The following is a 24,760-nucleotide window of genomic DNA, read 5'->3' on the forward strand; positions in this document are numbered from 1 at the left end:
CGCTCCGCGTCCCACATCTTCAAGATCGCAGCCTTCGTCAGCTCCTACAGGGTTTCGCAGTGTTTTCAAGCGGCGGTTCATCCACCGAAATCAATTGCTCCTACACTGTGCCAATCTGTGCGATCTTCTCGCGATTGGCCTTTGTCGGAGTTGTTTGATGCTGTCTCTGCTGACCGAACACCCGTTGTTTAGCGCGTTGATCCTGATCCTGCTCGATCTTGGCCTGTGGCGGCTGATCAGCTCTCGCGGCAGCGAATGGAAGCTGCTGGTGCGGGTGCTGATTTTCGCCCTGTTCAGCATGGTGCTGTTCAACGAAGGTCTCAACCCGATGGAACCGGCGCCGTGGGCCGACAACGTGCCGCTGCATCTGGCGGCAACCGGGCTGCAGATCGGCTGGTGGCTGTTTGGTGCGCGCACCCTGACGGTGCTGATCGGCGCGGTGATGATGCAGCGGGTCGGCCATACCGGCCGGCTGTTGCAGGACTTGCTCGGCGCGGTGATTTTCCTCATCGCGATCATTGCGGCGCTGGCGTACGTGCTCGATCTGCCGGTCAAAGGCGTGCTGGCGACGTCCGGCGCGTTGGCGATCATCGTCGGTCTGGCCTTGCAGAGCACGTTGAGCGACGTGTTCTCCGGCATCGTCCTCAACACCACCAAGCCCTATCAACTCGATGACTGGATCTCCATCGACGGCACCGAGGGCCGCGTCACCGACATCGACTGGCGCGCCACGCGTCTGCAAACCAGCCAGGGCAGCATGGCCGTGATACCCAACTCGCTGGCGGCGAAAGCCAAAATCATCAACTTCAGCCGACCGAGCAATATGTTCGGCGTTTCCGTCAGCGTGTCCGTCAGCCCCCATGCCCGGCCCAGCTCAGTGATCGAGGCGCTGGAGCGGGCAATGCAGGGTTGCCGGCAATTGCTCGACACGCCGGCGCCGAGCGTATCGTTGAAGAGTTCTGCCAGCGGCGGCGCGGAATACGAAATCAGTGGATTTGTCGCCTCGATGGGCGAGAAGCGCGTGGTGCGCAATCAGTTGTTCGACCTCGCTTACCGGCATTTGCAGGCCTCCGGCGTCAACCTGCTGTCGAGCAACGAGACCAGCGCCGCACCGCAGTTGTCGCGGCCAAGGGCGTTGTTGGAAAGCTCACCGATCTTCTCGACTCTGCGTGAAGAAGAGAAAGACACCTTCAGCCAGAACATGACCCTGCAAACCTTCCGCGCCGGCGAAACGATTCTGGCGGGCGGGGAGGTCAGCGATCATTTGTTCATCATTGAATCCGGCGTGGTTTCGGTGACGCTCAAGCGCCATGGTGCACCCCTGGAATCCGGGCGCATGGGGCCGGGCGAGGTGATCGGCGAGGCCGGGATTCTCTCCGACACCGCGCTGCCGGCGGATTTTTCCGCGAAGACTTTCTGCGCCCTGTATCGCATCGAGAAGTCCTACCTGAAACCGTGCCTGGACGCGCGCCATGACATCCATGATGCGATGCAGGCGTTGCTCGATTTCCGCCTGCACAAGGCGCAGTCGCTGACCGAGGAAGCGCCCGTGGTCGCGCCGAAAAGAGGCTTCCTGCAATGGCTGCGTAATCGCGTCTGAGCTGTCGCATTGTCATTCGATGCAACCTGCGCGCCGTTCTCAGGGTCACAATTTGCAATCCCACCGGGCAGGAGTTGCAGACGATGAAAAACCTGCGAATCGCCACCTTCAACGTCAACGGCATGCGCGCGCGGCTGCCGAATCTGCTGGAGTGGCTCAAGCGCGAGCAGCCGGACATCGCCTGCCTGCAAGAGCTCAAGTCAGTCGACAGCGCATTTCCCGCCGCCGAACTGGAGGCCGCCGGTTACGGCGCGATCTGGCAGGGCCAGGCGTCATGGAATGGCGTGGCGATTCTGGCGCGTGATGCGCAGCCGCTGGAGAGTCGACGCGGTTTGCCCGGCGATCCCGATGACACGCACAGCCGCTATATCGAAGCGGCGGTGCACGGTGTGCTGGTCGGTTGCCTGTATCTGCCCAACGGCAACCCGCAGCCGGGGCCGAAATTCGATTACAAACTGGCCTGGTTCGAGCGTCTGATCAATTACGCCAAAGACCTGCAAAGCAGCGATCACCCGGTGGTGCTCGCCGGTGACTTCAATGTCGTGCCCACCGACATGGACATCTACAACACGCGATCCTGGCTCAAGGATGCTTTGTTGCAACCCGAAAGCCGCGAGTGCTATCAGCGCCTGCTGGGCCAGGGCTGGACCGATTCCCTGCGCCACGTGTATCCCGAAGAACGCATCTATACCTTCTGGGATTATTTCCGTAACCATTGGCAAACCAACTCCGGCCTGCGCATCGACCACCTGCTGCTCAACCCGGCATTGAGCCCGTATCTGCACGATGCCGGCGTCGACGCCTGGGTGCGCAACGAACCGCACGCCAGCGACCATGCACCGACATGGATTCGCATCGGCTCGCGGAAAAAGCGCTGACCAGGCGATTGGCGAAATCAATTGTCGGAAGCCGTGCTTGATCCCGTATACAGGGCAACATCCACGCAGTGTTCTGCGGCCCCACGCATAAGGATCGAGCAATGAGTGCGCCACGGCTGAGCAATACCAATCTGTATCTGCAACGTTTGGGTTTCGATGCGCCGCCGCCACCGACGCTGGATACGTTGCGTCAGTTGCAACTGCGCCATACCGCCGAATTTGTTTTCGAAAATCTGGCTACGATCATGGGTGAACCGGTGTCGATCGACCTGGACTCCATCGAAAGCAAGGTGCTGCACCAAGGGCGGGGCGGCTACTGCTATGAGCTCAATCATTTGTTTTATGCGCTTTTGCTTGAACTGGGATTTGAGGCGCGCGGCATCAGCGGGCGCGTGGTGATGAATCAACCGGAAGGCAGCTGGACGGCGCGCACCCATCGTTTGAGCCTGGTCACCATCGACGGCACTCGCTATATCGCCGACGTCGGCTTTGGCGGCATGGTGCCCACCGCGCCGCTTTTGCTCGACAGCGAACATGAACAACCCACCCCACACGAACCCTATTGCATCGACAAGCAAACCGATGGCTACCTGCTGCGCGCCAAGGTCGCAGGTGAATGGCGGCCGATGTACCTGTTTGATCTGCAGCGCCAGGAAGACATCGATTACACCGTCGGCAACTGGTACGTCTCGACGCATCCCGAGTCACCTTTTGCCCAGCGCCTGATGCTGGCGCGCACCGGCGCTGGTTGGCGCAAAACCCTGAACAACGGCAGTTTTGCCATTCATCACATGGGCGCGGACAGTGAGCGGCGCGAGGTGGCGGATGTCGACGAGCTGATGAAATTGCTGCGGCGTGAGTTTGATCTTCAAGTGCCTGATTCACCGCGTGTGCGGCAAGCGCTGGCTCGGGTCATCGCGCCAGCCTCCATCTAAGGCTTTACATCAGGCTCCAATACGCGACGGATCTCCCCGATTGCCGCTGAAAGAGCGCGACTGCACCGTCGGTCGCCTTGAACACTTCAGCCTGGTGGGCACTGGCGCGGACGCAGCGGGGATGTGTTGCCGAATTTGTTGGGGCAAGAAGCGCAGACTAGAAGGTTGGATGGCTACCTAACCATTATGTGACTGACAAGTTGTATACAACTCTATGGACATTTGTCCTGAGTATTGAATACAGTGTGCGCATAACAAAAACCAGGGAACCCCCCACCATGAAAACGCCCCATGTTTCACACCAACGGCCCGAGGACGAAAACCTCGGGGTCGGCGCGAATATGGCTTACGGCCTGCAACATGTTCTGACCATGTACGGCGGTATCGTTGCGGTGCCACTGATCATTGGCCAGGCGGCCGGTCTGTCGCCGGCGGACATTGGTCTGTTGATTGCTGCTTCATTGTTTGCGGGGGGGCTGGCGACGTTGCTGCAAACCCTGGGTCTGCCGTTTTTTGGCTGTCAGCTGCCGCTGGTCCAGGGCGTATCGTTCTCTGGTGTGGCGACCATGGTCGCGATCGTCAGCAGTGGCGGGGAGGGCGGTTTCCAATCGGTGCTGGGCGCGGTGATTGGCGCCTCGTTGATCGGCTTGCTGATCACGCCAGTGTTTTCGCGCATCACCAAGTTCTTTCCGCCGTTGGTCACCGGCATTGTGATCACCACTATCGGCCTGACGCTGATGCCAGTGGCCGCACGCTGGGCAATGGGTGGCAACAGCCACGCGCCGGACTTCGGCAGCATGCAGAACATCGGTCTGGCAGCGGTGACGCTGGTGCTGGTGTTGCTGTTGAGCAAGGTTGGCAGCGCGACCATTTCTCGGCTGTCGATTCTGCTGGCCATGGTCATCGGCACGGTGCTGGCGGTGTTCCTCGGCATGGCGGATTTCTCCAGTGTCACCACCGGCCCCATGTTCGGCTTCCCGACACCGTTCCACTTCGGCATGCCGACCTTCCATTTCGCCGCGATTCTGTCGATGTGCATTGTGGTCATGGTGACGCTGGTGGAAACCTCGGCAGACATCCTTGCCGTGGGCGAAATCATTGACACCAAGGTAGATTCCAAACGCTTGGGCGACGGCCTGCGCGCCGACATGCTGTCGAGCATGTTTGCGCCGATCTTCGGTTCGTTTACGCAAAGTGCTTTCGCGCAAAACGTCGGCCTGGTGGCGGTGACCGGGATCAAGAGCCGATTCGTGGTGGCCACCGGCGGTCTGTTTCTCGTCGTCCTCGGGCTGCTGCCGTTCATGGGCCGGGTGATTGCCGCCGTGCCGACTTCTGTCCTCGGCGGCGCAGGGATCGTGCTGTTCGGCACCGTGGCGGCGAGTGGCATTCGCACGTTGTCGAAGGTGGACTACCGCAACAACGTCAACCTGATCATCGTCGCCACTTCGATCGGTTTCGGCATGATCCCGATCGCAGCGCCGAACTTCTACGATCACTTCCCGAGCTGGTTCGCGACGATTTTCCATTCGGGCATCAGTTCATCGGCAATCATGGCGATCCTGCTCAATCTGGCCTTCAACCACTTCACGACCGGCAACTCGGATCAACAGTCGGTGTTCGCCGCAGCCGAAGAGCGCACGCTGCGTTATCGCGATCTCGCCGCGCTGCGTGAAGGCGATTACTTCAGTGACGGCAAGCTGCATGATTGCGATGGCAAGGAAGTGCCGGTGATCGAGCCGGATGACCATGATCATGGCCACGGCGCGCCGAAGGTGCAGGTGAAAAGCAGCGAACATGTCTGACCGCTGCGTCTGAAACAGGAAAGGCCGATATGCCCAAACAGATCGGCCTTTTGGTATTTTTAATGCGCCTACAAATAAAGCCCCTGAACCTTGCGATTCAGGGGCTTTGCTATTTGGCTCCACAACCTGGACTCGAACCAGGGACCCAGTGATTAACAGTCACTTGCTCTACCAACTGAGCTATTGCGGAATTGGTGCGTATGTTACTGATTCAAAAAGAGAAGTCAAGCGTCGCCTGGCGATTTATGTGATTCAGCGGGACGGACGGCATTTTGTCAGCGATTGACGGTTACCAGAAAGACTTCAGAGGTCTACCATGGCAGCCCGGAAGTGGTCACACGCGCTACCGGCCATTCGCCGCAAAGGTACGCGCCATGATTCAAATCACTCGCAACACCGAGGTGCTCGCATGAGCACCGCACAGATCAGCCTGCCCAAAGGGATCGGCCCGCACGCCGAAAAACTCTTCGATGCAATCACCGGCGCCAGTACCGCCGAAGAATTGAACCGCGCCGGCGGCAAGGCCGAAGGTTTCGTCCTCGGTCTCGAAAGCAGCAAGGCCATCAAAAGCCAGGTCGCCGAATCGCTGTATGTGATTTACGACGATGCCGCCACCCAGCGCTCGGCTGAACTGGCTTAACTGCCGAAAGTAATCGTGCCGAGCATCAGCTTGGCATAGGCCGCTGTCGCCGCCAGTTGCACCAGCCACAGGGCCAGGCCACCGAGGAATACCCCGGTGGCGACTTGCAGCACCAGGCTCTTTTCACGCTTGGCCGGAGCGCGCGGGATGAAATCATCCAGGTCGTCACGGTCGGCGCGCAGGTTGTCGTTTTTCATGTGGGTTCTCTTCAAAAATCTCGGGTGTACACAAAACCGGTAGGAGCTGCGGAACGCTGCGATCTTTTGATCTTGATCTTGGAAACAAGATCAAAAGATCGCAGCCTCGTTGCACTCGTCAGCTCCTACACTTTGAATTGTGTGCAGTCTAGAGGTTGCACGGCGGTTCCAGGGACAAATAAAAACGGGAAGCCCAAAGGCTTCCCGTTTTTCATCGCGCGGCGAAATCAGATGACCTGAACGATCGCGTCCGTCACAGCCTTGATGTTGCTCTGGTTCAAGGCAGCCACGCAGATGCGGCCGGTGTCCAGGGCGTAGATGCCGAACTCGTTGCGCAGGCGATGCACTTGTTCAGTGGTCAGGCCGGAGTAGGAGAACATGCCGCGCTGACGACCGACGAAGCTGAAATCGCGGCCCGGGGCTTTTTCCGCCAGCAGGGCAACCATCTGCTCGCGCATGCCGCGAATGCGCAGGCGCATCTCGGCCAGCTCGGCTTCCCACTGTGCGCGCAGTTCCGGGCTGTTCAGCACCGCAGCAACAATGCTGGCGCCATGGGTCGGCGGGTTGGAGTAGTTGGTGCGGATCACGCGCTTGACCTGCGACAGCACGCGCGCGCTTTCTTCTTTCGATTCGCTGATGATCGACAGTGCGCCAACGCGTTCGCCGTACAGCGAGAACGATTTGGAGAACGAGCTCGAGACGAAGAAGGTCAGGCCGGATTCGGCGAACAGGCGCACAGCGGCGGCGTCTTCATCGATGCCGTCGCCGAAACCCTGGTAAGCCATGTCGAGGAACGGCACGTGACCTTTGGCCTTGACCACTTCCAGTACCTTGTTCCAGTCCGCCGGGGTCAGGTCGACGCCGGTCGGGTTGTGGCAGCAAGCATGCAGGACAACGATCGAGCCGTTCGGCAGGGCGTTGAGGTCGTCGAGCATGCCGGCACGGTTCACGTCGTGGGTGGCAGCGTCGTAGTAACGATAGTTCTGCACCGGGAAACCAGCGGTCTCGAACAGCGCGCGGTGGTTTTCCCAGCTCGGGTCGCTGATCGCCACGACGGCGTTCGGCAGCAGTTGCTTGAGGAAGTCGGCACCGATCTTCAGCGCGCCGGTCCCGCCGACGGCCTGAGTGGTGATGACGCGACCGGCGCTGATCAGCGGCGAGTCGTTGCCGAACAGCAGTTTCTGCACGGCCTGGTCGTAGGCAGCGATGCCATCGATCGGCAGGTAACCGCGCGAAGCGTGTTGCGCGACGCGAATCGTCTCGGCTTCGATCACCGCGCGCAGCAGTGGAATTCGCCCCTCTTCGTTGCAGTACACGCCTACGCCCAGGTTGACCTTGGTGGTCCGGGTATCGGCGTTGAATGCTTCGTTGAGGCCCAGGATTGGATCGCGGGGTGCCATTTCGACAGCGGAGAACAGGCTCATTATTACGGCGGCTCTGAATGGAGAGTGGAGGGACGTGTAGCGCTCCAGCCGAATGCACTAGAGCGGTGCACAAACGGGGAGCTAGTATAGAGGCCATCACCGCGCAATGGCGACAGGCGAATCGGCTTTTGGGGTAAGTTTTTCCGATTATTTCTGGACCGTTAGTCGATTGACTTTGTCAGACTCTTTACCGGATGTAGGACGTTTGCCTTGAAAGGTCAGGCAATCGCCACCACATTCAGCACAATCCAGGTTTTTTCTTGCGCGACATCGGTCGTTTGCGGTCGTCCTCGTGGTGCTCCGTCTGACGCGGAGCGCCGCGAATCCAGAGGTGTGTATGTCGGAATTCCAGCTAGTCACCCGCTTCGAGCCTGCCGGCGATCAGCCGGAAGCCATTCGCCAGTTGGTTGAGGGCATTGACGCCGGACTGGCGCACCAGACATTGCTCGGTGTGACCGGCTCGGGCAAGACCTTCAGCATCGCCAACGTCATCTCCCAGGTACAGCGTCCGACGCTGGTTCTGGCGCCGAACAAGACCCTGGCCGCGCAGTTGTACGGTGAGTTCAAGGCGTTCTTCCCGAACAACGCCGTTGAATACTTCGTTTCCTATTACGACTACTACCAGCCCGAAGCCTATGTGCCGTCGTCCGACACCTTCATCGAGAAGGACGCGTCGATCAACGACCACATCGAGCAGATGCGACTGTCCGCGACGAAAGCGTTGCTGGAGCGCAAGGACGCGATCATCGTCACCACGGTGTCGTGCATCTATGGTCTGGGCAGCCCGGAAACCTATCTGAAAATGGTCTTGCACGTGGATCGCGGCGACAAGCTCGATCAGCGCGCGCTGTTGCGGCGCCTGGCTGACCTGCAATACACCCGCAACGACATGGATTTTGCCCGGGCGACGTTCCGCGTGCGCGGTGATGTGATCGATATCTTCCCGGCGGAATCCGATCTGGAAGCGATCCGCATTGAGCTTTTCGACGACGAGGTCGAGAGCATTTCCGCGTTTGATCCGCTGACCGGCGAAGTCATCCGCAAGATGCCGCGCTTCACTTTCTATCCGAAGAGCCACTACGTGACGCCTCGGGAAACCCTGCTCGACGCCATCGAAGGCATCAAGGTCGAATTGCAGGAGCGCCTCGAATACCTGCGCAGTAACAACAAACTGGTGGAGGCCCAGCGCCTGGAGCAGCGCACCCGTTTCGACCTCGAGATGATCCTCGAACTGGGTTACTGCAACGGCATCGAAAACTACTCGCGCTACCTTTCCGGGCGTCCATCCGGCGCGGCGCCACCCACGCTTTACGACTATCTGCCTGCCGACGCCTTGCTGGTGATCGACGAATCCCACGTCAGCGTGCCGCAGGTCGGCGCGATGTATAAGGGCGACCGTTCGCGCAAGGAAACCCTCGTTGAGTACGGCTTCCGCCTGCCTTCGGCGCTGGACAACCGGCCCATGCGTTTCGACGAGTGGGAAGGGGTCAGCCCGCAGACCATTTTCGTTTCGGCGACGCCTGGCAACTATGAAGCCGAGCACGCCGGGCGCGTGGTCGAACAAGTGGTGCGGCCGACCGGCCTGGTCGACCCGCAGGTTGAAGTGCGGCCGGCACTGACTCAGGTCGATGACTTGCTCTCGGAAATCACCAAGCGCGTGGCGATCGAAGAACGTGTGCTGGTCACCACGCTGACCAAGCGCATGGCCGAAGACCTGACCGATTACCTCGCCGACCACGGCGTGCGCGTGCGTTATCTGCACTCGGACATCGATACCGTCGAGCGCGTCGAGATCATCCGCGATTTGCGCCTCGGCGTGTTCGATGTGCTGGTCGGGATCAACCTGCTGCGTGAAGGCCTCGACATGCCGGAAGTGTCGCTGGTGGCGATTCTCGATGCTGACAAGGAAGGCTTCCTGCGTTCCGAGCGCTCGCTGATCCAGACCATCGGCCGCGCGGCGCGTAACCTCAATGGCCGGGCGATTCTCTACGCCGATCGCATGACCGGTTCGATGGAGCGGGCGATTGGTGAGACCGAGCGCCGTCGCGAGAAGCAGATCGCTTTCAACCTTGAGAACGGCATCACCCCGAAAGGTGTGATCAAGGACGTCGCCGACATCATGGAAGGCGCCACCGTACCGGGCTCGCGCAGCAAGAAGCGCAAAGGCATGGCCAAGGCCGCCGAAGAGAACGCCAAGTACGAAGCCGAACTGCGCTCGCCAAGCGAAATCACCAAACGCATCCGCGCGCTGGAAGAGAAGATGTACCAATTGGCGCGGGATCTGGAGTTTGAAGCGGCGGCGCAGATGCGTGACGAGATTGCCAAACTGCGCGAACGATTGCTTACGGTTTAAGGGATCGTTCCCACGCTCTGCGTGGGAATGCCGCCCGGGACGCTCTGCGTCCCATCGCTCGCGTGACGCAGAGCGTCACAGGATGCTTTCCCACGCAGAGCGTGGGAACGATCATTGTGTATCTCTGTAAGAGCGAGCCTGCTCGCGAATGGCCTTCACACCATCCGAAGGGCTTAGGGCATCTGGCTTAAATACCCTGCCCGCTGGAGCGGGGCGGGTGTCGCCTGTTACCATTCGCCGCTTGATTGTTCTGCTCTTCATTTTTTCGAGACAAGCCATGACCACCGTCCGCACTCGCATCGCGCCATCGCCTACCGGGGACCCCCACGTAGGTACCGCTTACATCGCATTGTTCAACTACTGCTTTGCCAAGCAGCATGGCGGTGAGTTCATCCTGCGCATCGAAGACACCGATCAGTTGCGTTCGACCCGCGAGTCCGAACAGCAGATCTTCGACGCCCTGCGCTGGCTCGGCATCGACTGGAGCGAAGGCCCGGATGTCGGCGGCCCGCACGGCCCGTATCGGCAGAGCGAGCGCGGCGACATCTACCAGAAGTACTGCCAGCAACTGGTCGACATGGGCCATGCGTTCCCGTGCTTCTGCACCGCTGAAGAACTCGATCAGATGCGCGCCGAGCAAATGGCTCGTGGCGAAACTCCGCGCTACGACGGCCGCGCGCTGCTGCTGTCGAAGGAAGAAGTCGCGGCGCGCCTGGCTGCTGGCGAACCGCACGTGATCCGCATGAAGGTGCCGAATGAAGGCGTCTGCGTGGTGCCGGACATGCTGCGTGGCGACGTCGAGATCCCGTGGGATCGCATGGACATGCAGGTGCTGATGAAGACCGACGGCCTGCCGACGTACTTCCTCGCCAACGTCGTCGACGATCACCTGATGGGCATCACCCACGTGCTGCGAGGCGAAGAATGGCTGCCATCGGCACCGAAACTGATTTTGCTGTACGAATACTTCGGCTGGGAACAGCCGGAACTGTGCTACATGCCGCTGCTGCGTAACCCGGACAAGAGCAAGCTGTCCAAGCGCAAGAACCCGACCTCGGTGACCTTCTACGAGCGCATGGGCTTCATGCCGGAAGCGATGCTCAACTACCTCGGCCGCATGGGCTGGTCGATGCCGGACGAGCGCGAGAAGTTCTCGCTGCAGGAAATGGTCGACAACTTCGACCTCAAGCGCGTTTCCCTCGGCGGGCCGATCTTCGATATCGAGAAGCTGTCGTGGCTCAACGGCCAGTGGCTGCGCGATCTGCCGGTGGAAGAGTTTGCCGCCCGCGTGCAGAAGTGGGCGTTCAATTCCGACTATATGATGAAAATCGCGCCGCACGTTCAGGGTCGGGTTGAAACGTTCAGCCAGGTCGCACCGCTGGCGGGGTTCTTCTTTGCCGGCGGCGTGAATCCGGATGCCAAGCTGTTTGAGTCGAAAAAGCTCTCCGGCGATCAGGTTCGCCAGTTGATGCAATTGATCCTGTGGAAACTGGAAAGCCTGCGGCAGTGGGAGAAGGACAGCATCACCGCGACGATCCAGGCGGTGGTCGAATCTCTGGAGCTGAAACTGCGCGACGCGATGCCGCTGATGTTTGCTGCGATCACTGGGCAGGCGAGTTCGGTGTCGGTGCTCGATGCGATGGAAATCCTCGGCCCGGATCTCACCCGTTTCCGCTTGCGCCAGGCGATTGACCTGCTGGGCGGCGTATCGAAGAAAGAAAACAAGGAATGGGAAAAGCTCTTGGGCGCCATCGCCTGATTGCTTTTGCTTCTTTGCAGGACTGCCGAAGGCTGTGATCTTTTGATCCTGCCTTCGGCGTTTCTCCCGAATTTACGGGGGAGGGCGGTAAGTGATTGTTATCCCGGCAAAAAATTTTGAAATTTTTCAAAAATAAGTTTGACAGGCTTTCGATACGCCCTTAAGATTCGCCCCGTCCTCAGCGATGAGGGGCTATAGCTCAGCTGGGAGAGCGCTTGCATGGCATGCAAGAGGTCGACGGTTCGATCCCGTCTAGCTCCACCAATTTACACTTCGAGGTCTGGCCACACCGGCCTTGAAGCGATCAACACTCAGCGTTGATCAGTTGTATAGAAGGGTTTGCGTCCCCTTCGTCTAGTGGCCTAGGACACCGCCCTTTCACGGCGGTAACAGGGGTTCGAGTCCCCTAGGGGACGCCAGTTTTACAGAAGTGATGTTGCAAGAGATCACTCCGCCGCGAGGCGAAAAATCCGGGGCTATAGCTCAGCTGGGAGAGCGCCTGCATGGCATGCAGGAGGTCAGCGGTTCGATCCCGCTTAGCTCCACCAATTTTACAGTTCAAGGTCTGGCCACACCGGCCTTGAATCGATCAGCTCTCAGCACTGATCAGTTGTATAGAAGGGTTTGTGTCCCCTTCGTCTAGTGGCCTAGGACACCGCCCTTTCACGGCGGTAACAGGGGTTCGAGTCCCCTAGGGGACGCCACGATTACCCGCTCTGCGGGATTTTATAAGGGTCATTCAATTATTGAATGGCCCTTTTGTTTGTCTGGCGTTTGGCCAACTCTCCTTTTTCCTTACACTGTGCTTCAGACCAGCGGTCATATTCATGACTTGCGGAATATTATTATGCGAATAATATTCTAGTCGTAATATTCGGAGGCAACGATGAACGATAAAAAAGCTCAAACCCGCGAACGCATCCTCAAGGCTGCCAGCGCCGCATTGATTCAACGCGGCCCGGCAGACCCGAGCGTGGGTGAAGTGATGGGCGCCGCCGGGCTGACTGTCGGCGGCTTCTATGCGCACTTCGAAAGCAAGGACGCGATGATGCTCGAGGCGTTCAAGCAGCTGCTGGGCCGCCGTCGCGACCTGATTGCCGACATGGACGCCGATCTGACCGGCGAAGAGCGTCGCGCTTTGGTGGCTGCGTTCTACCTGTCACGCAAACACCGGGATTCCAGCGAGGCCGCATGCCCGATCCCGGCCTCGATTGGGGAGCTGGGGCGTTTGCCGGAGTCGTTCCGCATTGCGCTGAACGAGCATTTGGAATTGATGGTCGCGCAACTGGCGGCCAGCCCTGAAGACACCGACAAGGCTTTGGCCGATGTCGCGTTGATGGTCGGTGGTCTGGCCTTGGCCAGAGCGCTGGGTCCGGGAGATTTATCCGATCGATTGCTGCGCGCTGCCAAGTCGGCGGTGCGTTGACCTGAAGGCAACAAGCCTGAGGAGAGTGCGATGAACGCGTTGAAGTGGGTTCGTGGCGTTAACGGTACCTTGGGCTGGTTTGCACCCAGACTGGTGGCAAGCAAAATGCGTCTGGCGTTCATGACGCCCCGCGCTCTACCGCTGCGCGATTGGGAGCTGCCGCTGTTGGCCAGCTCCGAACGCATCACATTGCGCTTCGGTCTGTCGGCGCTGCGTTGGGGCCAAGGTCCTGCAGTGTTGCTGATGCATGGTTGGGAAGGGCGGCCAACGCAATTCGCTTCGCTGATAAACGCTTTGGTTGATGCTGGCTATACCGTCGTCGCGCTCGATGGCCCGGCCCACGGTCGCTCCCCTGGGCGAGAAGCCAATGTAGTGCTGTTCGCCCGCGCCATGCTTGAAGCCGCTGCCGAATTGCCGCCGCTGCAAGCGGTTATCGGGCATTCCATGGGCGGCGCCAGCGCCATGCTCGCCGTGCAATTGGGGCTGCGCACCGAAACCCTGGTCAGCATCGCCGCACCGTCGCGGATTCTCGGCGTGCTGCGCGGTTTCGCGCGAATGGTCGGCATGCCGCCGCGCGCGCGTTCGGCGTTCATTCGTCAGGTCGAGCAGGACGTCGGCATGCGCGCCGCGACGCTGGACGTGGCCCACTATCAACTGGATATGCCCGGCCTGATCGTGCATGCCGAGGACGACAATTTTGTCTCGGTCAAAGAATCGCAATTGATTCACGAAGCCTGGTTCGACAGCCGCCTGCTGCGCCTGGAAAGCGGCGGCCATCAACGCGTGCTGGCCGACCCTCGAGTGATTGATGGCGTGTTATCACTGCTCGCCGGTCGCAGTCTTCAGACGCGCCAATCGGCCTGAGCTCCGTTACACTGCCTCGGTTGAATACTTTGACCGGGAGTGGGGCATGGGCTGGGATCGGGCAACGCCGTTTACCATTGATCTGCAAGTAGGCGCCGAAGACATCGACGGGCTCGGGCACGCCAATAACGCGGTGTACGTCACCTGGCTCGAGCGCTGCGCCTGGCGCCATTCGCAGCGCCTCGGCCTGGACCTGGTCGAATACCGGCGGCTGGATCGGGCGATGGCCGTTGTCCGCCATGAAATCGATTATCTGGCCGCCGCCTATGAAGGCGATGAACTGCAACTGGCGACCTGGATCGTCGATTGGGATCAGCGCCTGAAAATGACCCGGCATTTCCAGCTCAAACGCCCCAGCGACAACGCCACCCTGTTGCGCGCGCAGACCACATTTGTCTGCATCGAACTGTCGACCGGCAAGCCCAAGCGTATGCCGGCGGAATTTATCGAAGGCTATGGCCCGGCGATCCAGATTGCAGAAGCCATGTGAATCTCACCCTGTGGGAGCGAGCCTGCTCGCGAAAGCATCGCGTGAGTTACGCATGCGTCAACTGACAGACCGTCTTCGCGAGCAGGCTCGCTCCCACAGAGATATGTGTAGTTCTGCGGATTTGTGCGATATCCAGTAAACTGCCGCACGTTTTTTCTTCAAGTAGTGTTTCCCCATGCAAATTGCTCTGGCGCCCATGGAAGGGTTGGTCGACGACATCCTGCGCGACGTGTTGACCCGCGTTGGCGGCATCGATTGGTGCGTGACCGAGTTCATTCGGGTCAACGACCAGTTGCTCACGCCGGCCTATTTCCACAAGTTCGGCCCCGAGCTGCTCAACGGCGCTCGCACCGCGTCCGGCGTGCCGCTGCGCGTGCAATTGCTCGGGTCCGATCCGGTGTGCCTGGCGGAAAACGCCGCGTTGGCCTGCGAGCTTGGCTCGGAAGTGATCGACCTCAACTTCGGCTGCCCGGCCAAGACCGTCAACAAATCCCGTGGCGGCGCCGTGCTGCTCAAGGAGCCGGAGCTGCTCAACCAGATCGTCGAGCATGTCCGTCGCGCCGTCCCGGCGCACATCCCGGTCACCGCGAAAATGCGCCTGGGTTTCGACAGCCCGGACGGCTCGCTGGTCTGCGCCACGGCACTGGCCGAAGGCGGGGCAGAGCACATCGTCGTACACGCGCGGACGAAAATGGACGGCTACAAACCGCCGGCGCATTGGGAGTGGATCCCGCGTGTGCAGGATGTGGTCAAGGTCCCGGTCTTCGCCAACGGAGACATCTGGAGCGTCGAAGACTGGCGCCGTTGCCGCGAAATCAGCGGCGTCGAAGACATCATGCTCGGTCGGGGCCTGGTCTCCCGCCCGGATCTCGCTCGGCAGATCGCTGCGGCTCGCGCTGGTGAAGAGGTCGTCGAGATGACCTGGGCCGAGCTGATGCCGCTGATTCAGGACTTCTGGCTGCAGGCCAAGGCGCAGATGACCGCGCGCCAATCGCCCGGTCGCCTCAAGCAATGGCTGGCCATGTTGACGCGCAACTACCCGGAAGCCGCCGAGCTTTTCACCGTTCTGCGCCGTGAAACCGAGCCGGATCAGGTCTCGCGCTTGCTCGGATTGCCGCTCGTCGAAGCCGCATAAAAAATCTCAAAATATTCTCTTGAAATCAAAACAGCGGTCCCTATCTAAGGGTTACGCGATGCCGAATTCGGGTCGCGGAGACACAAAACCTTGCTGATTGTTTTCAGGAGATTTGAATCATGAGTACTGCATTTTCTCTCGCGCCACTGTTCCGTTCCTCGGTAGGTTTCGACCGTTTCAACGACCTGTTCGAAACCGCCCTGCGCAACGAGCCAGGCAGCAGCTACCCACCCTACAACGTCGAAAAACACGGTGATGATCAATACCGTATCGTCGTCGCGGCCGCCGGTTTCCAGGAAGAAGACCTGGACCTGCAGGTCGAGAAGGGTGTGCTGACCATCAGTGGCGGCAAGCGTGACACTGACGAAAGCGTCACGTTCTTGCATCAAGGCATCGCCCAGCGAGCCTTCAAGCTGTCGTTCCGTCTGGCCGATCACATCGAGATCAAGGACGCTGCGCTGCGCAACGGCCTGCTGAGCATCGACCTGCTCCGTGTGATCCCGGAAGAAGCGAAAGCCAAGCGCATCCCGATCAATGGAGCGCAGCAGCCGGCGTTGCAGCATTGATTCATGTGCTGACACACAATCGCCCGAATCGGCGATAAGCCGCTGAACGAAAGGCCCCGATACGTCGGGGCCTTTTTTGTGCGCGCAATCAAAGCGATGCAGGGTTTGCCGGTGTTGTCGGGGCTCTTTACAATCTGCGCAGTTTTGCCGACCCCCATTTCCCAGCGGTCGGCCTGGAGCCTTTTTTCATGGACGAGATTCAACAGCGCTGGCTGTGCGCGTTGTCCGCACCAATGGCCGCGCTCAACACCGGCGCCGGGTATGACGACCCGGCGTTCTGCAACGATCGTTACATCAACCTCAAGGAAAGTTGGGGTATCGATGATCGCCGACAGTTGTTCGACATGCTCGGATGGATGACCGACGACGGCCATGCCAAGCACCTCAGCGGGGCCTATCTGGCGTGGCAGCGATGCCTGCCGAGTGAATGGCAGTCGTTGCTCAATGATCTGAGCCCGCGCGAGCGCGTCCTGCATGAATTTGCCAGCCGTACCTTCGGCAGCTGTGGTCCCGGCGGCATTCTGTCCTGGGATTACGGCCGGATGGGCTTTCTGTTGCGCTGCGCCGTGCGTAATCAATGGATCGATCTGGCCGAGAGCAACTGGTTGCACAGTCGTCTGGCGTTGAGGGCGCAGTTTCATTACGGCAGCTGGATGGCTTATTTCAACGGCTTTCTGGTGGGACGAACTTTTTGGTGCTGCATGAGCAAAAGCGATGATGAACTGGCGGTCGAGATGAGTCGTGAGGGCACCAGCGCTTTCAACACCAGGATTGCCCGAGGCCTTGCGCAAAACATTCCACACTTTCTCGCCGATCTGCCTTGGCACATGGATATTGATCCGCCGTCTCGTCCGGCATCGCTTGGGGAGTTCGACTGGTCATGAGTTGCTGGATTCGACTGGGCATTGAACCGACTACTGACGAAACCCTGATTCGCAGCGCCTATCGCGCCCGTTTGCCGGCGCACCATCCGGAAACCGACCCGGAAGGTTTTCAGGCGCTGCGCATGGCCTACGAGAGTGCCCTGCGTCTGGCCCGTGAAGAGCAGCAGGAAGAGGCTGAAGACGAGATTGACGCTGCACAAGCCAATGTCGTTCGGGCGCCTCAAGCTTTCTTGGATTTCTGTGCGCTGCTGGATGATCCCGCGCGACGCTTCAATCACGCGGCGTGGCAGGCATTCGTCCGGACGCTGGATGACTTGTCACTGGAGGTTTTCGATGACCTCAACTGGGGCTTGTACCACCGACTGTCCGGCGCCGGTCCGTTGTCCTACCGTTGTGCGAATCTGTTGGCGCAACGCATGGCCTGGGACCAGCAACTGTTGGATTTGGCATTCGACGATGCGCAAGCGGTAGAAGGCTTTTTGCAGCGCATCAAGGCGCCCGACCCGTTCGACACGGATCTGATGAGCGCCTGGTCAGAGCCGGCACAGACCGAGTCGCTGTGGTATGCCCTTAGCCTCGATTTCATCTTTACTCAGCGTCCGCTTCACGAGTTCGCCGAGTTCGCCAGTCGGCACACGTGCTTGCCGTTGCCCAACGATGCCGCGTACCTCAAGCGGTTGCTGGTGCAGTTCACCCAAGCGGGGATGGGCGCGCCGACGTTCCTGCAGTGCTGTGCCGAACAGCACGATGCCGCGCCGGATAACGTCGACTGGCTGTACCTGCTGGCGTGTCAGTACAGTCTGTTGGGGCACGACGATCAAGCGTTTCCATGCTGGATTCGGCTCTGGAGCGAACATCGCCATCCCGCGGCAGAGAGTCGCTTGCTGGAGCTGTGTGCCAAGCGTCAGCCGACCTTTCTGCCGTTGCTGATTCAGGCGTTCGATCGTCTGGAGGACTGCGCCGTTTGGCCGGACGAGCTGGGTGCTGAGTGCCAGGTGTATGGCAGTCCGTCACAGCGGCCCGAGACCTTGACGCGTTGGTTGGGTGTCGGACGGCTCAAGCTTGATGCACTGGCGCAAAGCTTTGTTGATTGGCGCATGGCGGGCGACGAGCTGCCATTGCTCGCGCAGTTGATCGGCGAAAACCACGACAGCCGTTTGCTGCGTCTGTACCGGCACGCCTGGGCGCTGCATCGTGGTGATTCGGCCTTGTTGCAGCAGATTGTCGACGAACCGCTGCCGGTGGATGCGCTGGAATGCCTGGTTTTGAGCGGCCTGAAGTATCAGGCCAGGCAACATCTGCATTGGCTGGCCAAGGCGCCTGTTGCGCAGGCCATGAGCGCTTTCACTGACTCGCAAACACTTTCACCGCAATTGCCGCTCGCGTTGTCCGAAGGTACGCTGCACAAGGTTTGTCGTCTGTGGTTGCAGCGCTTGCGGCCCTATAGCGACACGGCGCTTGCACGCATTGCCGACGCGTTCGAGCTGAGTGCGGTCAAAGACGGCAATGACCTCTCGGAGCTTGATCTCATGCTCCAGTTGAATCGGCGCGCGACAGGTTTGCCGCCGATCGGGTTGGGAACGGCGATCTGGGATTGGCACGCTCAAACCGTGTTTTTGCTGGCATTGCTGGAACAACCCGAGCGCTGGTTGCAATTGATTGATGCGCAGTGTCTGGAGCGTTTGCCGTTCAATCCTGCGCATCCTTTGAGTCGCCTGCAGCCACTGTTGCGGCGCTTGCTGCGTGAGCAGGGCGATGGCGCCGGTTTGCTCGGCTGGCTGCAGGGTGACGATCCCGTACACGGTTTGCTGGTGCAACAGTTGTTCAGTGTCGAGCAGGCCCTCGACAGCGCCAGGCTGCCCGCCAATGCCCTGCTTTACACCTGCGTCGAAAGTGACCGTGCGGCGTGCGGTGATGACCTGCTGGGCTTGTTGATGTTCTGGGGCGTGCTCTACCACGATCCAAGCCTGAGCGCCGAGCAGCACCGGGCGTTGTTGCAGTCGATTGAAGCGGTCAGTTGCGAGGATGACTGGTTCGAAGGCTTTCGCGACGGTCTGATCAAGGGCGAACCGGTGTGGCCACCGCGCAAGGTGTTGACGGATTTCGGTGTCGACAAACTATTGGCCTATGAGGCGCTGGATGCGCTCAAAAGCTTGATTCGCTACGGCGCTGCCGGTGTGCCGAAAACGCGAGTATTGCGGCAACTGCAGCAGGGTAAGGATGACGTGCAGAACAGCGTCGGTTTGCGCTTGGCACTTTGCGCGTTGCTGTCGTGGTCGGAGCGGTTGCTGTTAGCCAACAGTGATGTCCAGCCAGTACCAGCGAAAGCTTTTTGGCGCCTCGGATCACGGCTGGGGCGCAAGGCTTTTATCGCTCAGGTCCTGGGATGCGTAGTGGTCACACCGATAGCCGGGCTGATAACGGGCACGACGATTGGCGGGATGGTCATCTTTTTGCTTGGCGTACTGCTGTTGTTCGCGGCAGTGCTACGGCGGTTGCACGATATGGGCCGGGGCATACCGACACTGCTGATATTTCTTGGATTGTCGCCGTTTCTGCCATTCCTGCCGCTGGTGCTCTTCGGTTTTCCAGGAGACAAACTGCCCAATCGCTACGGCGTGCCGCCGGACGGTGGGGCAGATATGTTGTCCGGCGGATTGCAGGCCGCTCTGCGGCGACTGAACGGCTAAAGACGCATCTGATCCAGCGCATCATTCAGCGCTGAGCGGTGGCTGGCGATTGCGCTGGGTTGCTGGCCGGCAAGCACGGTGTTGAAGGTATCCATCCACTCGGCAATGCGCGCACGCTCGTCGCCCAGACTTTGCATCCATGCTCGCTCCAGACGTGCGAGCAGGGTGCGGTTGGGCAGGGCGTCGCGAGGGTGGACTTTGAGCGTCGCGAGCCGGGCATGGCTGTCTCTGCGCGCCTGTTCATCCAGTCCGGTCGGGCTGCGGTCGATGCTGTGGCCGTAACGTTCGCCGGTTTCCAGAAGCGTGACGTCTACTTCCAGCAGGCCGTTGATGTCATAACTGAAACGCACATCGAGGCTCTGCAGCTGCTCACTAGGGGTGAACTGGATGTCGAAAGAATCGATGAAAATATTGTCGCGTACCCACGGGCGTTCCCCTTGGTAAACGGCGATACGGATTTCAGTCTGTTGCGCAAACGTCGTCGAGTAACGCTGCACCCGTGACGTTGGAATCACCGTGTTGCGCTCGATGATCGGCGAGAACGCGCCACTGACGCCTTCGCCACGATTAGTCGAAATCCCCAGCGTATACGGACAGACATCCGTCAGAATCAATTCCTCGACCGCACCGTCCCGCGCCTTGCATGCCGCCTGCGTCGCCGCCCCCAGCGCCACGATAGTGTCTGGATCAAGATGCCGATAAGGCAGGCGTCCAAACAACGTGGCGACCATTTGCTGTACCGCCGGCATGCGCGTGGCGCCACCGACCAGCACCAGGCTGTCGAGGTCGCGCGGTTTCAGTCGGGCATCGCGCAGAGCCTGTTCGATTGGCGCGCGCAAGCGGGCCAGCAACGGCTCCCATATTTTCACTGCAGCGGCTTCATCCAGTTCCCATTCGAATGTCTGCTCGGCATGCCGCCAGCTCAACTGCTGTGCGCCTTCGCCGAGTTTGCATTTCAGCTGTTCCAAGGCATCACCGAGGCTGGCCATGGCTTGTGCATCGATCGTTGAGGGTGTGAGCTGCCAGTCTTGCAGACAGGCCTGCAACAGGGCGGCGGTGAAGTCTTCGCCGCCGAGAAAGTTGTCGCCAGTGGAGGCATGCACTTCAATCAGCGGCAATGCGTATTCGAGCACGGTGACGTCGAATGTGCCGCCGCCGAGATCGAAAATCAGCGTGCGTTCGAACTTCTGTTCGTGCAGGCCGTACGCCATGGCGGCAGCGGTCGGTTCATTGATCAGGCGCGTCACGGACAGCCCGGCCAGTTCGGCGGCGAACAAGGTGCGCTTGCGCTGCTCGTCACTGAAATATGCCGGTATGGAAATGACCGCTTCTGTGACCGCTTGGCCGAGAAAGGCCTCCGCGTCCTGCTTGAGGGAGCCAAGTACCAGCGCCGACAACTCTTCCGGGCTGAACTGGCGAGAGCCGAGCTGGATTTGCCTGTCGCTGCCCATGAAGCGCTTGAACGCGGCGGCAGTGCGTTCCGGGTGCGTGGTCAGGCGGGCGCGGGCGGCTTTGCCGACCAGAATCGTGTCGTCTTCATCAAGGCTGACCACCGACGGTGTCAGCACATCGCCGAGGGCGTTAGGGATCAGTTCGGCGCGGCCTTCACGCCAGACGGCGATCAGGCTGTTGGTGGTGCCAAGGTCGATGCCCAGCAGGGCCGGGCGAGGAAGGGATGCATCCTGCATGGTTGATCTCGAAGCGGCGCAAAAAACGCGACCCTACAGGCTGAGGCAAAGCGTGGCAATTGTTGCTCTGTTGCCAGTCTGTGCGGCGGCCGGTTCAGGGCAGCAGTTTTTTCAGATCCTCCAACCCCACCGGCCGGCTGTGCAGATAGCCCTGATACAAATGGCACTCCAGCCCCTGCAAAAACGCCAGTTGCGCGGGCGTCTCCACGCCCTCGGCAATCACTTCCAATTCCAAGCTGCGGGCCATCGCGACAATTGCGCGAATGATCTCTGCAACATTGGAGTCAGTGGTTGCATCGCGGATGAACGACTGGTCGATCTTCAGGGTGTCTACCGGTAGCCGCTTCAAATACGTCAGCGATGAATAACCGGTGCCGAAATCGTCCATGGCGAAGCTCACGCCGAGCTTTTTCAGGCGGCGCATTTTGCTGATGGTGTCTTCCAGATTCTGAATGACAATGCCTTCGGTGATTTCCAGTTTCAGTAGCGAGCAGGGCAGGCCGTGGCTGGTCATGCTGTGTTCGATGCGTTCGACGAAATCGTTCTGGCGGAACTGCCGAGGGCTGATGTTCACGCACAGGCTGAAATTCAGCGGGTCGACGAGTTTCAGTGCGATCAATTGTTTGAACGCGTTGCAGGCTTCATCGAGGATCCAGGTGCCGACTTCGAGAATCAGGCCGCTATCTTCCAGCACCTTGATGAACTCGGTAGGCGATTGCGCGCCAAGTTCAGGATGGTTCCAGCGCACCAGGGCTTCGGCGCCGATGATGCGGTTGTCGCGGGCATCGACCTGTGGCTGAAAATGCACGTTGAACTCGCCGCGCGACAGCGCAAGACGCAGGTCGGTCTCCATGCGCAGGCGTTCGCTGGCCGCTTTCTGCATGGTGTTGTGATACATCTGCGTGGTGTTGCGCCCGGAATCCTTGGCCCGGTACAGGGCGATGTCGGCGCGTTTGAGCAGGTCGGTCGGGGTCGAGCCGTGATCGGGAATCAGCGCCACGCCAATGCTCGGCGTCACTTGCAGGCGCTGGCCATCGAGGAACATCGGCTCCGAAAGTAATTCGCGAATGGTGTCGGCCAGCGCGCGCACTTGTTCGCTGACTTCACTGCGCGAACCTTCGAGACCGCTGAGCAACACCACAAACTCATCGCCACCGAGGCGCGCCACCGTGTCTTCCATGCGCACGCTGGCTTCGAGCCGCGCGGTGATGATTTTCAGCACGGTGTCGCCGACCGGGTGACCGAGGGAATCGTTGATGTGCTTGAAGTGGTCGAGGTCGAGAAACAGCAAGGCGCCGCGCAGATTGTGGCGCTTGAGCAGGGCGATCTGCTGACTCAGGCGATCCATCAGCAGGGCGCGGTTGGGCAGGTTGGTCAGCGGGTCGTGATAGGCCAGGTGACGAATCTGCGCTTCGGCGTTCTTCAACAGGCTGACGTCACGCGCGGTCAGCAGCAGGCACGCGGTTTCATTGAGGGTGATCGGCTCGACCGAGACCTCAACGGTGAGCAACTCGCCGCGCTTGTTGCGCCCGAGCATTTCCTGATGATGCACGCGGCCCTTGATCTGCAACTCGGCGAGTAGGGTCGAGCGCTGTTTCTCTTCGGCCCAGATCCCCACCTGATAAACGGTTTTGCCCACTACTTCGTCGGCGCGGTAACCGGTGAGGCGACAGAAACCGTCGTTGACCTCCAGATAACGCCCGGTGTCGCGCTCGGTGATGGTGATGGCGTCGGGGCTGGAGTGAAACGCCTTGGCGAATTTTTCTTCGCTGGCCTTCAGCGCTGCTTCCGAGCGTTGTTGCTGGGTGATGTCGCGCAGGGTGGTGACGATGCACGGCTGGTCGCCGACGCTGATCTGCCGGCTGGAAATCACGCAGGTCAGCGACTGGCCGTCCTTGTGCTGGACGAGAATGGCCACGTTGCTCAGGCCTTGTTCGCGAATCACCCGTTCGATGCGTTGCAGGCTCTTTGCCGAGGCGTCCCACAGGCCGATTTCTTCGGCGGTGTGGCCAATCACATCGGCGGCGCTCCAGCCAAAGGTCTGGCTGAAGCTCGAATTGATTTCGATGAATTCCCCGGTTTCCTGGCGCGTGACGCAGATCGGATCGGGGCTGACCTGAAACAGCGTGGCGAATTTCTCTTCCGAGGCGACCAGCCGCTGCTCGCGCTCGACCTGATCGGTGATGTCCAGCAACGTGCCGGCCATGCGCAGCGGCGCGCCGTTGTCGTCGCGATAGAGACGCGCGCGGCTTTCCAGATAGCGCGAGCTGCCGTCGGGCAATTGCACGCGATAGGTCAGTTGATAATTGCCGGCGGGGCCTTCGCGCAGGCTGCGGTAGGCGTCGCGCATGCTGTCGCGCTCCTCGCCCGGGACGCCTTCGAAAAACTCCTCGAATGATTCATGGAATGGAATCGGCTCCAGCCCGTGCAATTGCGCAGCGCGCGCCGATCCGTAAAGCATGCCGCTGGGGATGTGCCAGTCCCAGGTGCCGAGTTGCGCCGAGTCCAGCGCCAGGTCGAGGCGCTCCTGGCTGTCCTTCAAGGCCAGTTCGGCGGCTTTGCGTTCGGTGGTGTCGAGGAACGTGCTGAGCAGATAGGGCTGGCCTTCGAGCTCGACCTTCTGCGCGCTGAGGATGCCGTCGTGCACTTGGCCGTTGCTGGCGCGAAACTGCACTTCCATGCTGATCAGCTCGCCCTTGGCTTTGGTTTTTTTCACCAGTTCGGCGCGTTGCTCGGGATGCACCCACAGGCCCAGTTCCAGGGTGGTGCGGCCGATTGCGCTTTGCACCGGCCAGCCGAACAGGCTTTGGAAATACTGGTTGGCCTCGCTGATCAGACCGTCATCCTGACGGGTCAGCAGAACCATGTTCGGGCACAGGTGGAAAAGTGTCGCGAAACGTTTCTCCGAGCTGCTCAGGGCCTGCTCGCGCTGGCGTTGGTGGGTGATTTCGCGAATCACCCCGATCATTCGGGGCCGGCCGTTCTTGTCTGGCAGCAGGCTGCCGCTGATCTCCAGCCAGTGCAGGCTGCCGTCGGGCCAGCGAATACGGTGATGCATCGCCTGCTCCAACGGGGCACCGGCGATCACCGCATGGAAAGCACGCACGGTTTTCGCACGGTCTTCCGGCGGCAACAGGTCGAGGTATTCCAAATCGGCGGGTAATGGCTGCCGTGGATCGAAACCGAATAACGCCTGAGTGCCCCGTGACCAGCTGATCTGCCCACGTTCGATGTCCCAATACCAGGCACCGAGCCGCGCGCCGTTGAGCGCGGCGAGCAATTGCGGCGCGCTTTCCCAGCTCTGCTCGGAGTGTCGCGGATCAACAGCCTGGATTCGCGGCATCGGCGGAATTCGGTCAACAGATTTCGGCATTGTCAGCGGGCCTTGAGCTGAGTGGCGTGAGGCACAGGAGCGGCTCTATAGGAGTA

Annotated in this window: 18 protein-coding genes and 5 tRNA genes; 18 read left to right on the top strand and 5 right to left on the bottom strand. The window is 60.2% G+C overall.

The window, feature by feature from the left end:
* Positions 1 to 157 precede the first annotated feature (157 nt).
* From CKW30_RS00285 to CKW30_RS00300, 4 genes are all read left to right on the top strand, one after another.
* Positions 158 to 1,600, top strand: a complete 1,443-nt coding sequence (locus tag CKW30_RS00285) for a mechanosensitive ion channel family protein (protein ID WP_095179484.1) — start codon at positions 158 to 160, stop codon at positions 1,598 to 1,600.
* A gap of 83 nt (positions 1,601 to 1,683) precedes the next feature.
* The gene (gene xth / locus CKW30_RS00290; RefSeq protein WP_095179485.1) at positions 1,684 to 2,478 is read left to right on the top strand and encodes an exodeoxyribonuclease III; all 795 of its coding nucleotides are present in this window, start codon (positions 1,684 to 1,686) and stop codon (positions 2,476 to 2,478) included.
* A 101-nt stretch (positions 2,479 to 2,579) separates the two neighbouring features.
* A complete protein-coding gene (locus CKW30_RS00295) occupies positions 2,580 to 3,413 on the top strand; it encodes an arylamine N-acetyltransferase (protein ID WP_095179486.1) in 834 nt (277 codons plus the stop codon).
* Positions 3,414 to 3,691: 278 nt separating this feature from the next.
* On the top strand, positions 3,692 to 5,215 hold the full coding sequence (locus CKW30_RS00300) for a nucleobase:cation symporter-2 family protein (protein ID WP_095179487.1): 1,524 nt from the start codon (positions 3,692 to 3,694) through the stop codon (positions 5,213 to 5,215).
* Positions 5,216 to 5,329: 114 nt separating this feature from the next.
* Here CKW30_RS00300 and CKW30_RS00305 read toward each other — a convergent pair.
* A tRNA-Asn gene (locus CKW30_RS00305) sits at positions 5,330 to 5,405 on the bottom strand.
* A gap of 219 nt (positions 5,406 to 5,624) precedes the next feature.
* On the opposite strand from CKW30_RS00305, the gene CKW30_RS00310 reads away from it, so the two are divergent.
* Positions 5,625 to 5,855, top strand: coding sequence for a hypothetical protein (locus CKW30_RS00310; protein WP_024012377.1), 231 nt, complete (start codon positions 5,625 to 5,627; stop codon positions 5,853 to 5,855).
* Here CKW30_RS00310 and CKW30_RS00315 read toward each other — a convergent pair.
* Both CKW30_RS00315 and CKW30_RS00320 read right to left on the bottom strand, forming a co-directional pair.
* Complete coding sequence (locus tag CKW30_RS00315) at positions 5,852 to 6,052, bottom strand: hypothetical protein (RefSeq protein ID WP_016773917.1); 201 nt, start codon at positions 6,050 to 6,052, stop codon at positions 5,852 to 5,854. The two genes, CKW30_RS00310 and CKW30_RS00315, sit on opposite strands and share 4 nt — an antisense overlap.
* 227 nt (positions 6,053 to 6,279) lie before the next feature.
* Entirely contained in the window at positions 6,280 to 7,476 is a 1,197-nt protein-coding gene (locus CKW30_RS00320; protein WP_016773918.1) for an amino acid aminotransferase, read from the bottom strand.
* Positions 7,477 to 7,813: 337 nt separating this feature from the next.
* On the opposite strand from CKW30_RS00320, the gene uvrB reads away from it, so the two are divergent.
* From uvrB to CKW30_RS00385, 13 genes are all read left to right on the top strand, one after another.
* A complete protein-coding gene (uvrB, locus tag CKW30_RS00325) occupies positions 7,814 to 9,829 on the top strand; it encodes an excinuclease ABC subunit UvrB (RefSeq protein WP_016773919.1) in 2,016 nt (671 codons plus the stop codon).
* Between the two features lie 277 nt (positions 9,830 to 10,106).
* Entirely contained in the window at positions 10,107 to 11,588 is a 1,482-nt protein-coding gene (gene gltX / locus CKW30_RS00330) for a glutamate--tRNA ligase (RefSeq protein WP_095180271.1), read from the top strand.
* Between the two features lie 188 nt (positions 11,589 to 11,776).
* Positions 11,777 to 11,852: transfer RNA gene (locus tag CKW30_RS00335), tRNA-Ala, on the top strand.
* A 79-nt stretch (positions 11,853 to 11,931) separates the two neighbouring features.
* A tRNA-Glu gene (locus CKW30_RS00340) sits at positions 11,932 to 12,007 on the top strand.
* A gap of 53 nt (positions 12,008 to 12,060) precedes the next feature.
* Positions 12,061 to 12,136 (top strand) — tRNA-Ala (locus tag CKW30_RS00345).
* A gap of 80 nt (positions 12,137 to 12,216) precedes the next feature.
* Positions 12,217 to 12,292: transfer RNA gene (locus tag CKW30_RS00350), tRNA-Glu, on the top strand.
* 182 nt (positions 12,293 to 12,474) lie between these two features.
* The gene (locus tag CKW30_RS00355) at positions 12,475 to 13,014 is read left to right on the top strand and encodes a TetR/AcrR family transcriptional regulator (protein ID WP_041478525.1); all 540 of its coding nucleotides are present in this window, start codon (positions 12,475 to 12,477) and stop codon (positions 13,012 to 13,014) included.
* A gap of 30 nt (positions 13,015 to 13,044) precedes the next feature.
* Positions 13,045 to 13,878, top strand: a complete 834-nt coding sequence (locus CKW30_RS00360; protein ID WP_095179488.1) for an alpha/beta fold hydrolase — start codon at positions 13,045 to 13,047, stop codon at positions 13,876 to 13,878.
* A gap of 46 nt (positions 13,879 to 13,924) precedes the next feature.
* A complete protein-coding gene (locus tag CKW30_RS00365) occupies positions 13,925 to 14,368 on the top strand; it encodes a thioesterase family protein (protein ID WP_016773923.1) in 444 nt (147 codons plus the stop codon).
* A gap of 175 nt (positions 14,369 to 14,543) precedes the next feature.
* A complete protein-coding gene (locus CKW30_RS00370) occupies positions 14,544 to 15,503 on the top strand; it encodes a tRNA-dihydrouridine synthase (RefSeq protein WP_016773924.1) in 960 nt (319 codons plus the stop codon).
* A 119-nt stretch (positions 15,504 to 15,622) separates the two neighbouring features.
* Positions 15,623 to 16,069 (top strand): Hsp20 family protein, encoded by a 447-nt coding sequence (locus CKW30_RS00375; protein ID WP_016773925.1) that lies wholly within the window; start codon positions 15,623 to 15,625, stop codon positions 16,067 to 16,069.
* A gap of 188 nt (positions 16,070 to 16,257) precedes the next feature.
* Positions 16,258 to 16,953 carry a DUF1266 domain-containing protein gene (locus CKW30_RS00380; RefSeq protein ID WP_095179489.1) on the top strand — a complete coding sequence of 232 codons (696 nt, stop codon included), beginning with the start codon at positions 16,258 to 16,260 and terminating at the stop codon, positions 16,951 to 16,953.
* The gene (locus CKW30_RS00385) at positions 16,950 to 19,643 is read left to right on the top strand and encodes a DUF805 domain-containing protein (protein WP_095179490.1); all 2,694 of its coding nucleotides are present in this window, start codon (positions 16,950 to 16,952) and stop codon (positions 19,641 to 19,643) included. Before CKW30_RS00380 ends, CKW30_RS00385 begins: the two co-directional genes overlap by 4 nt.
* Here the strand turns inward: CKW30_RS00385 and CKW30_RS00390 are convergent.
* Together CKW30_RS00390 and CKW30_RS00395 are read right to left on the bottom strand one after the other, a co-directional pair.
* A complete protein-coding gene (locus CKW30_RS00390) occupies positions 19,640 to 21,331 on the bottom strand; it encodes a molecular chaperone HscC (RefSeq protein WP_095179491.1) in 1,692 nt (563 codons plus the stop codon). The genes CKW30_RS00385 and CKW30_RS00390 overlap by 4 nt on opposite strands.
* Positions 21,332 to 21,425: 94 nt before the next feature.
* Entirely contained in the window at positions 21,426 to 24,704 is a 3,279-nt protein-coding gene (locus tag CKW30_RS00395) for a PAS domain S-box protein (RefSeq protein ID WP_095179492.1), read from the bottom strand.
* Positions 24,705 to 24,760 lie beyond the last annotated feature (56 nt).

Origin of the sequence: Pseudomonas sp. Irchel 3F6 (assembly GCF_900187595.1) — a bacterium.
GTDB lineage: Bacteria > Pseudomonadota > Gammaproteobacteria > Pseudomonadales > Pseudomonadaceae > Aquipseudomonas > Aquipseudomonas siliginis.

Coding starts and splice junctions, on each gene's coding strand:
- CKW30_RS00315 (WP_016773917.1), bottom strand. CDS start 6,052: ATGAAAAACGACAACCTGCGCGCCGACCGTGACGACCTGGATGATTTC.
- CKW30_RS00380 (WP_095179489.1), top strand. CDS start 16,258: ATGGACGAGATTCAACAGCGCTGGCTGTGCGCGTTGTCCGCACCAATG.
- CKW30_RS00285 (WP_095179484.1), top strand. CDS start 158: ATGCTGTCTCTGCTGACCGAACACCCGTTGTTTAGCGCGTTGATCCTG.
- CKW30_RS00390 (WP_095179491.1), bottom strand. CDS start 21,331: ATGCAGGATGCATCCCTTCCTCGCCCGGCCCTGCTGGGCATCGACCTT.
- CKW30_RS00375 (WP_016773925.1), top strand. CDS start 15,623: ATGAGTACTGCATTTTCTCTCGCGCCACTGTTCCGTTCCTCGGTAGGT.
- CKW30_RS00355 (WP_041478525.1), top strand. CDS start 12,475: ATGAACGATAAAAAAGCTCAAACCCGCGAACGCATCCTCAAGGCTGCC.
- CKW30_RS00360 (WP_095179488.1), top strand. CDS start 13,045: ATGAACGCGTTGAAGTGGGTTCGTGGCGTTAACGGTACCTTGGGCTGG.
- CKW30_RS00320 (WP_016773918.1), bottom strand. CDS start 7,476: ATGAGCCTGTTCTCCGCTGTCGAAATGGCACCCCGCGATCCAATCCTG.
- gltX (WP_095180271.1), top strand. CDS start 10,107: ATGACCACCGTCCGCACTCGCATCGCGCCATCGCCTACCGGGGACCCC.
- CKW30_RS00370 (WP_016773924.1), top strand. CDS start 14,544: ATGCAAATTGCTCTGGCGCCCATGGAAGGGTTGGTCGACGACATCCTG.
- xth (WP_095179485.1), top strand. CDS start 1,684: ATGAAAAACCTGCGAATCGCCACCTTCAACGTCAACGGCATGCGCGCG.
- CKW30_RS00395 (WP_095179492.1), bottom strand. CDS start 24,704: ATGCCGAAATCTGTTGACCGAATTCCGCCGATGCCGCGAATCCAGGCT.
- CKW30_RS00295 (WP_095179486.1), top strand. CDS start 2,580: ATGAGTGCGCCACGGCTGAGCAATACCAATCTGTATCTGCAACGTTTG.
- CKW30_RS00385 (WP_095179490.1), top strand. CDS start 16,950: ATGAGTTGCTGGATTCGACTGGGCATTGAACCGACTACTGACGAAACC.
- CKW30_RS00300 (WP_095179487.1), top strand. CDS start 3,692: ATGAAAACGCCCCATGTTTCACACCAACGGCCCGAGGACGAAAACCTC.
- CKW30_RS00310 (WP_024012377.1), top strand. CDS start 5,625: ATGAGCACCGCACAGATCAGCCTGCCCAAAGGGATCGGCCCGCACGCC.
- CKW30_RS00365 (WP_016773923.1), top strand. CDS start 13,925: ATGGGCTGGGATCGGGCAACGCCGTTTACCATTGATCTGCAAGTAGGC.
- uvrB (WP_016773919.1), top strand. CDS start 7,814: ATGTCGGAATTCCAGCTAGTCACCCGCTTCGAGCCTGCCGGCGATCAG.